Genomic DNA, 1,742 nt, shown 5'->3' on the forward strand with positions numbered 1-1,742 from the left:
GAACAGAGAAGTTAAGCCCACCAGAGCCGATGGTACTGCGGTAACACGTGGGAGAGTAGGTCGGTGCCAAATCTTAAAGAAAGCCTTTCAGGAAATTGAAAGGCTTTTCTTGTTTATAGCCTTTTTAGGATCAATCGACAATCATATTGATTACTGCACAGGATGTACGTATCTATTGTGTTGTGTCGTTATTCAGTTAAATGCCAAAGTGTTTTTTTATATTTGAGTTATTCTTACGATAGGAGGATTGTTATGGAATCTAAAGTTGACAGTTTATTAAAAAATATGAGTAATATGCACGAATTGGGCAAGCAGCGTGCGTTCGAATTGGGTATCCATTCTATGCCCAATTTCATGAAGATGGAGGATTGTGGAAGAAAGAGCTACCAACTGGCGAAAAATACCTGGTTACCATTGAAGTTGTAACCGATGACAATGATATATGATATGCCAGTACGTATTATTGACACCGTTATAAAAGACCTTAATGTATAAATCTGAATTAAATTTGCGGCCTATAGTTTTCAAAGAAGTCATTTAAGTAAATGATGCTCATGATGTAATTGTACGAAATATTGATTTTAGAAGTGATTTCTCATCCTAAGGTAGGATGTTATGCAATTTATAACTTTTTTTTGATGCCTAATTTATATATTATTTCCGGGTGTAATGGTGCAGGAAAGACCACGGCAAGCTATACGATTTTACCAGAGATTCTGGATTGCAGGGAGTTTATCAATGCTGATAATATAGCAGCTGAACTATCTCCTTTGAATCCGGAGAGCGTAGCCCTTGAATCAGGGCGTAAAATGCTGAAACGAATTGATGAATTAGTGCGGGAAGGAATTGATTTCGCAATTGAAACTACGCTTTCTACCCGTAGTTATGTTTCATTGGTTAAAAATGTGCAGGCGGCCGGATATAAGGTTAGTTTACTATACTTTTGGCTGAGCTCAGCTGATGTAGCCATTAAGAGAGTAGCTCAGCGAGTAAGTGAGGGTGGACATGATATTCCATCTGAGACTATTATACGAAGATATTATAGAGGTATATCTAATTTGTACAATTTATATATGCCAATTTGCGACGAGTGGACACTTGTAAATAATATGAATCTGGCACCAGAAGTTGTTGCCAAAAGTGATGCCTTTGGAAAAATGATCTTTAATAACGAACTTTGGGATAGTATAAAAAAAGACAGTCATGATAAAAGCTAATGGAATAGGTGAAGATGCAACATTTACTGAAAAAGTAATGTTTGGATTGAACATCGCTTTGCGTAAAATGGCTGAGGAAGCAGCTCTTCACGATAAAAGCCTTGTAATTGGTGATAAGGAAGGAAATGCTAAGTTAGTTCCGGCAAAAGAGTTACTAAAAACGCTTCCTGAAAGATAATTATACCTCTCTATTGCATATTTGCAATGGCACGGTTAATGTTTTGACCGCTCTTCTTGAAGCGAAGTATTCGTAAATCATGGATATTTTCCTGTAACACTTTGGTATAACGCAGCACTCTCAACTTTAGAACCAGCAAATCTTTAAGCTAGTAATTTACGATTTTTGCTCTTCATTGGAAGATTAAAGATATGATATAGACCGCTATACAATTTTCTTTACGAAATTGTTTGGTGTAACGTATATTTTTCTTACTTTTGCATCCCGCTTCGGAGGAAGGGAAAGATGAGAAGGATAAAGGAGTTAGTTTTTTGAAAGGCGTGTAAAGAAGGAATCGTTGTTAAGGT

3 protein-coding genes and 1 rRNA gene are annotated in these 1,742 nt (G+C 36.6%); all 4 read left to right on the plus strand.

Features of this window, described 5'->3' with window-relative positions:
• A 5S ribosomal RNA gene (gene rrf / locus BLW16_RS24180) occupies positions 1-72 on the plus strand; the annotation flags it as partial.
• Positions 73-285: 213 nt separating this feature from the next.
• Positions 286-426: a hypothetical protein gene (locus BLW16_RS23420; protein WP_175470694.1), complete on the plus strand. Its 141-nt coding sequence runs from the start codon at positions 286-288 to the stop codon at positions 424-426.
• 212 nt (positions 427-638) lie between these two features.
• Entirely contained in the window at positions 639-1,217 is a 579-nt protein-coding gene (locus BLW16_RS22845; protein WP_090560197.1) for an ATPase, read from the plus strand.
• Positions 1,204-1,395 (plus strand): hypothetical protein, encoded by a 192-nt coding sequence (locus BLW16_RS22850; protein ID WP_090560198.1) that lies wholly within the window; start codon positions 1,204-1,206, stop codon positions 1,393-1,395. Before BLW16_RS22845 ends, BLW16_RS22850 begins: the two co-directional genes overlap by 14 nt.
• Positions 1,396-1,742: the final 347 nt, after the last annotated feature.

It is taken from the genome of Pedobacter hartonius (genome assembly GCF_900107535.1).
Taxonomy (GTDB): Bacteria; Bacteroidota; Bacteroidia; order Sphingobacteriales; family Sphingobacteriaceae; genus Pedobacter; species Pedobacter hartonius.

Coding starts and splice junctions, on each gene's coding strand:
- BLW16_RS23420 (WP_175470694.1), top strand. CDS start 286: ATGAGTAATATGCACGAATTGGGCAAGCAGCGTGCGTTCGAATTGGGT.
- BLW16_RS22845 (WP_090560197.1), top strand. CDS start 639: ATGCCTAATTTATATATTATTTCCGGGTGTAATGGTGCAGGAAAGACC.
- BLW16_RS22850 (WP_090560198.1), top strand. CDS start 1,204: ATGATAAAAGCTAATGGAATAGGTGAAGATGCAACATTTACTGAAAAA.